We start from the raw sequence: 978 nt of genomic DNA, 5'->3' as shown, positions 1-978 counted from the left end.
GGCTGCGCGCAGCCGGGTACAGGATGCCGACTTTGCTTCGGAAACCGCCGAGCTGACCAAGCAACAGACCCTGCAACAGGCCTCGACTGCGATCCTGTCCCAGGCTAACCAGTTGCCATCGTCGGTGCTGAAACTGCTGGGCTGATTCACCGCCAGCGGTCAATAGAGCGGAAGGGCGCCTTGTGCGCCCTTCCGTTTTTTTGTTTCAGGGTAGCGTCTAGTTCCGCTGCTTGTGCAGGCCGCCTTAGGCTGCGAGCGCTCGCAGGGCGGCCGTGTGGGTGGCGCTAGGCTCCCGGCCAAACGCAGCCTGCGGCCGCCGCCATAGGTCTGCCTCAAATTGATTTTTTAGAAAAAAAGTAAATAGGATTAATCTTGAATTATTGAGTGTCTCTGATGTTTTTTTGAGTTGAATGGTGCCTATCTTCTAGGAAAAGTCTTAAAAATGCTCTGATTGGGTTAGATGGTCTCGTGAGGCTATCAAGGAGCCAGCAGTGATGACGATAACTGCAACGAAGGCTCTTTCGGCCAGACCAAGGCGCTTGCCGGGGCTGGAAGCCGTAACACCCAATCAATGAGGAATTCGTCATGGCTCTATCCGTTAATACCAACATCACGTCCCTGGGCGTGCAAAAGAACCTGAACAAGGCTTCCGACGCACTGAGCACCTCGATGAGCCGTCTGTCTTCCGGCCTGAAAATCAACAGCGCCAAAGACGACGCCGCCGGCATGCAGATCGCCAACCGTCTGACCAGCCAGGTCAAAGGCCTGACCGTTGCCGTGGCCAACGCCAACAACGGCGTGTCGATTGCCCAGACCGCTGAAGGCGCGATGCAGGAATCGACCAACATTCTGCAGCGCATGCGTGAACTGGCCCTGCAATCGGCGAACGGCTCGAACAGCGATGACGACCGCGCTTCCCTGCAGCAGGAATTCACCGCCCTGACCGGCGAGCTGACTCGTATCTCGCAAACCACCAAC

The 978-nt window shown here is 56.7% G+C and carries 1 protein-coding gene and 1 pseudogene; both read left to right on the top strand.

Annotated elements, in window-relative coordinates; translation table 11 throughout:
* Positions 1-145, top strand: a 145-nt coding sequence (locus NPS46_RS25075) for a flagellin (protein ID WP_274112038.1), incomplete at its 5' end; no start/stop codon positions are given.
* A 440-nt stretch (positions 146-585) separates the two neighbouring features.
* Positions 586-978: pseudogene (locus tag NPS46_RS25070) on the top strand (flagellin); the annotation flags it as partial.

It is taken from the genome of Pseudomonas putida (assembly GCF_028682395.1).
Taxonomy (GTDB): domain Bacteria; phylum Pseudomonadota; class Gammaproteobacteria; order Pseudomonadales; family Pseudomonadaceae; genus Aquipseudomonas; species Aquipseudomonas putida_AB.
Note: the sequence above shows the minus strand (reverse complement) of the source record. Positions and strands in the feature narration are given on the sequence as shown.